We start from the raw sequence: 5330 nt of genomic DNA, 5'->3' as shown, positions 1-5330 counted from the left end.
GGGCCAATACATAACCATTCGTTTACGTGTTCCTGGAGAGGAATATTTAGTTAATCGTCAGTACAGCTTATCAGCGGCTTCTGGAAAAGATAGTTTTAGAATTTCTGTCAAACGTGAAAGTGCGGCAAATACACCTGAAGGTAAAGCATCTAATTTTTTACATGAGCACGTAAACATCGGCGACACAGTTGAATTGACTGCTCCAGCTGGAGATTTCGTGTTGGATCTTGGTCAACCAACTAAGCCGATTGTCTTTCTTAGCGGAGGAGTTGGGATCACGCCGTTTATGAGTATGATTCAAACTGTTGCTGAACAGCAGCCGAGTCGGCCTGTCACATTTATTCATGCTTCGCAAAATGGATCTGCTCAAGCTTTTAAAAACGAATTGAACTCTTACAATGAAGTTTTAACTAATTATCGCTTAGCCTTTGCTTATTCAAATCCGACTGACGAGGATTTCACTGATCGTCATTTTGGTAAACACGGTTATGTGGATGCTAACTTCTTAGGTAAATTCGAACATGATATGAATGCGGACTATTATCTTTGTGGACCAGTTGCTTTCTTACGTAGTATGATCGCGACTTTGACCAGTATGGGCGTCTCACAAGAACAGATTCACTATGAGTTTTTTGGTCCAGCCATACAACTATAATTAAAAAATAATCAAAACCGAATGCAGAAACTGTATTCGGTTTTTTGTTAGAATATGGATTTATTTGGCTTGACGTTGGCATAACACCACGTTACGATACTCCTAAACCAGAAAAAAATTTGAATAAACGGAGGAAACTGTGAGAATTTATGATGTGATGCAAACGATAGACAGCTATCTATATAAAACAGCTACACTGAAAGACGCAGCAGAATTTATGCTCACGACGAGGTTTAATACTATTCCGATTGGTGATGAGGAGGGGAAATTGGCAGGGGTCTTTACGCGCGGTGCCTTTTTGCAGCTTATTGTTGAGGAATCACCCTTAGATACTCCAATTGCTCCCTATATACTTAAAGATGTACAGTCACTGCCTGCAAACATGAAAATCGAAGCAGCTAGTATACATAATTCTCCCTTTGGAACTGGAATAGTCGTAGATGGGGAGAGGAAGATTACGGGATTATTAACTCAAAGAGACCTTGTTTTAGCTCTATCGAAATCTACCATGGATTTACGTGAACAGATGGAGGTAATCTTACGTGTTAATAAATCAGAATATTCAGCCTTAGAAGAAGGGAGGCCAGGGAGGATAAACGAGAAGGCACAATATGTCTGGGAGGATATTATTACTCGTGATCCTGGACTGAAACAATTAATAGAACATGCAGAAAAAGCAGCAAAAAAGAAAACGTCGGTTCTATTGCGCGGGGAGAGTGGAACAGGCAAAGAAATGTTTGCCCATGCCATCCATCATTCTAGTAATCGATCAAAGGGACCATTTATAGTGATTAATTGTGCGTCTATTCCTGAACATTTACTAGAATCGGAACTGTTCGGATATGTTTCAGGAGCATTTACAGGAGCAGATAAAGGCGGCAAAGCAGGGAAGTGGGAAGCAGCACATGGCGGAACACTTTTCCTAGATGAAATTGGCGAGATGTCTTTGGCACTACAAGCTAAGTTGTTAAGAGTAATTGAAGGAAGAGGTTTTTTTCGATTGGGCAGCAACGAACAAATTCAAGTGGATGTTCGATTATTATCGGCCACGAATGCTCCTTTAGAAGAAATGATTCGCAATAAAACGTTTAGAGAAGATTTATTTTATCGGTTAAGTGTTATTAGTTTTACCTTACCCGCACTTAGAAATCGACAGACAGACATCCCTATTCTTGCTCATGTCATGATAAAACAACTTAACCACCTCCTGGAAACGACGATTAGTGGGATGGAAGAAGAAGTAGTAGAAAGACTATATGAGTACATTTGGCCAGGGAATATCCGTGAATTACGTAATGCTCTCGAACGGGCAATGGTTATGAGAGAGAACGGGAAAATCAGCATAAAGGATTTACCAGATTACCTACAGAATAAACATCCTTTTATTCGGGATTCAGTACGAGCAATTCAAGAAATTGAACGTGAAGAAATAGAGAATGCACTCATGAAAGTGGGTGGGAATAAAACCAAAGCAGCAAGAATACTAGGCATAAGTAGATCAGTGCTGTATGAAAAATTGAAAAAGCATCAAATGTAGAATGTCCGGAATACCGGACATTTTTGTCTTTTAAAAAAGAAACGGACAATTCGATTCGGAGTAAGCTAGTCATAGTCTTCTTATTTGGTGGCATAAAAGTTGCATATATACTTCAAGAAATCATTAAAAGGAGGAATACAATATGACAACAGCAACATGGAATCCGGTTAAAACAGAGCGGCCGTATTTTACTCAGGAACATCTAATGTTTCGCGATTCACTTCGAAAATTTCTTGAAAAAGAAGCAAAACCATATGCAGAAGAGTGGGAAGAAAATCAAATGGTTCCCCAATCATTTTGGGACAAGATGGGTAAAAACGGATTTATTTGTCCTTGGGTAGATGAAGAGTACGGCGGACTGGGTGCAGACTTTGCCTTTTCAATTATTTTAGCAGAGGAATTGGGAAGGGTTGGCGGAGGAGGCGGGATTGGTCTTCATAACACAATTGTTGTTCCGTATATAGCAACGTTTGGTACTGCAGAACAAAAGCATAAATATCTCCCAGGCTGTGTCAATGGTCAAATCATTACGGCAATTGCGATGAGTGAACCAGGAGCAGGCTCAGATTTAGCTCAAATTAAAACGACTGCGGTTAAAAAAGGAGACCACTACATAATTAATGGAGAGAAGACGTTTATTTCAAACGGAATTTCAGCTAATTTAATCGTGGTTGCATGTAAAACAGATCCAAATGCTATCCCTGCACATAAGGGAGTTTCCCTGTTTTTAGTTGAAGGCGATACGCCAGGCTTTTCTCGCGGTAGAAAATTGAAGAAAATGGGGCAGCACAGCCAAGATACAGCAGAATTGATCTTTGAAGATGTAATGATTCCTGCTGGAAATCTTCTTGGAGAAGAAGGAAAAGGGTTTTACTATTTGATGCACAAGTTGCAACAAGAACGGATTATGGCTGCCTTGGGTGCACAAGTTGCAGCGGAACAAATGCTTCAGCTCACTATTGAATATGTAAAGGGGCGTGAAGCATTTGGTACAAAGATTAGTAAATTTCAAAACACACAGTTTAAGTTAGCTGAAATTGCTACACAAGTTCAAATAGGCCGAACCTTTATAGACGATTTAATTAGTAAACATATGAACGAGGAAGATATTGTCACAGAAGTATCTATGGCCAAATGGTGGGTCACAGACATGGCAAGGCGAATTTCAGCTGATTGTCTACAGCTTCACGGAGGCTATGGTTATATGGATGAATACCGAATATCTCGCTTTTATCGTGATGTGGCAGTTGGGCCTATTTATGCGGGATCAAATGAAATCATGAAAGTTATAATTGCTAAGAAGTTAGGATTATGAGTAAAAAACAAATAGGCTGTCACAGGCCTGTTCGTTTTTTTTTGATTATAAGGATCAATCGGCTCAGGTAGTGTCTCTGATGAACGGTACATCATTTCGGATACGGTTATACATTGATAGCCATTTTTTTTAAGGTATTTGAGGATATCTTCTAATGCCACCACCGTCTGCGAAGTTTCGGTATATTCACTTCCTATCCAATCATGAAAAAGAATGATATTGCCCGGTTGAACCTCTGTTATAATTTTGCTTATCATTTTCCCTGCGGGAGGTCTACTCCAATCCTTCGAATCCATATGCCATGACCACAATACGACGGTTTTACCGTTCTTAATAGCTGTGTCGATAATGACATTGTTATGCACACCTCCAACTGGACGATAGAGAGTGGGCTGTTGTCCTGTAACATTTTTGATAATAGAGTCTGTCTTTTGTAATTCCTCTTCCAACTTTTCAGCAGGGATCCTGCTGCTATATATGTGACTATACGTATGATTCGCAATTTCATGGCCTTCTTTAGACACCCTCTTTAACACCGCAGGAAAACGTTCTGCTTTATTGCCCGCTGCAAAAAAAGTAGCTTTAGCTTTATATGTTGCTAAAAGATCAAGGATTTGCGGTGTGAAAATTGGGTGAGGACCATCATCAAAGGTCAAGGCGACTATTTTTTCCTTTGTTTTCACTTCCCAGATTACATTTCCTGTTTTTTCATAATTTTCACGGGTATCTCTAAACACGGATGCCTCGGCTTCCGTTGAAGAAAATACAATTAGGAATAGAATTATAAATATGACTTTCGTTTTCATCAGCAGACTCCACCTTTAACAAGTAGTTTATGGATTTTCTTAAAATTTATTTAAATTGAAGAACTGAATTTATGAATGTTAAAGGAAAAACAGATTGAAGTTACGAATAAGTAAAGAAACACTAAGCGCATATATGCGAATAAAGGAGAACTATTTATGGAAAGGACTCAAAATCCTACTCGAATGGAAATCTTAAAATCAAGAGAGAAGTTACTTTGGTATGTATTTATTGCTTCTGTGGCTGGATTACTGTTAAGACTGTTTATGATTAATTTGAATACTAATACTGATGTAAAGATCTTGTTGATTATACACACTGTAGTCTGCGTGTTAACTGCCAGTGGTATAGTCATTATTAAGAAACAGCAAAACCTAGAAAAAACAAAAGGAAAAAGATAAGCAGATTCTACATACCTATATATGAAGAAGATTGGTTTCCACCACAAATAGATACTTGCCTGCTTGTTCTCTAATGATATTAATGAGGAGGAAGAGGATTTCTGGGTAAACGGGGAAGACGTTAACATTAATTTCGTTTCAGACATGTAAGAAACATACTTTGCACCCGTTCATAAGCTTTTTGGACATGTTGACGCGATCCAATCTTATGAGGAATTAAAAGTAGAGTGGGGAGATACAGGTCATTCCTGAAGAGGTGGCTATTCCAATGTATTAGTGGAAATGGATTGTTCTTAAGAAAAGTAGTTCTTACTATATAATACAGAACAAAATTCAGGAATGAATAATGACAAGAGTAATATCTATAGAGTTTTACTTAAGTATTTTATAATACTTTAATAAAAGGGTTGACTATTAATAAAAATAGAAGTAATATTAAGAAGTCGCAAAGAGAGCGGCGGTTTTAAACCAGTAAAACTTCGCAGAAGTTGACAACTGTTCGAAGTTATGATACTATTAATTGTGTCGTAACAGACGAGAAATTGCTCTTTGAAAACTGAACAAAACAAAGCGTCAACGTTTTAAAGAAGTGAGTACACACTATAAAAACAACCGAGC

The 5330-nt window shown here is 38.2% G+C and carries 5 protein-coding genes; 4 read left to right on the top strand and 1 reads right to left on the bottom strand.

The window, feature by feature from the left end:
- From AC52RT_RS01420 to AC52RT_RS01410, 3 genes are all read left to right on the top strand, one after another.
- Window positions 1-655 (top strand): FAD-binding oxidoreductase (locus AC52RT_RS01420; RefSeq protein WP_495539102.1); only part of this gene is annotated, 655 nt, incomplete at its 5' end.
- 139 nt (window positions 656-794) lie between these two features.
- A complete protein-coding gene (locus tag AC52RT_RS01415) occupies window positions 795-2192 on the top strand; it encodes a sigma 54-interacting transcriptional regulator (protein WP_495539101.1) in 1398 nt (465 codons plus the stop codon).
- Window positions 2193-2334: 142 nt separating this feature from the next.
- Window positions 2335-3507, top strand: coding sequence for an acyl-CoA dehydrogenase family protein (locus AC52RT_RS01410; protein WP_495539100.1), 1173 nt, complete (start codon window positions 2335-2337; stop codon window positions 3505-3507).
- Here the strand turns inward: AC52RT_RS01410 and AC52RT_RS01405 are convergent.
- The gene (locus AC52RT_RS01405) at window positions 3450-4313 is read right to left on the bottom strand and encodes a polysaccharide deacetylase family protein (protein ID WP_495539099.1); all 864 of its coding nucleotides are present in this window, start codon (window positions 4311-4313) and stop codon (window positions 3450-3452) included. The two genes, AC52RT_RS01410 and AC52RT_RS01405, sit on opposite strands and share 58 nt — an antisense overlap.
- A gap of 156 nt (window positions 4314-4469) precedes the next feature.
- Here AC52RT_RS01405 and AC52RT_RS01400 point away from each other — a divergent pair, with 156 nt between their 5' ends.
- Complete coding sequence (locus tag AC52RT_RS01400) at window positions 4470-4712, top strand: hypothetical protein (protein ID WP_495539098.1); 243 nt, start codon at window positions 4470-4472, stop codon at window positions 4710-4712.
- Window positions 4713-5330 lie beyond the last annotated feature (618 nt).

It is taken from the genome of Peribacillus sp. (genome assembly GCF_059453735.1).
This window is presented reverse-complemented; position numbering and strand designations above follow the sequence as displayed.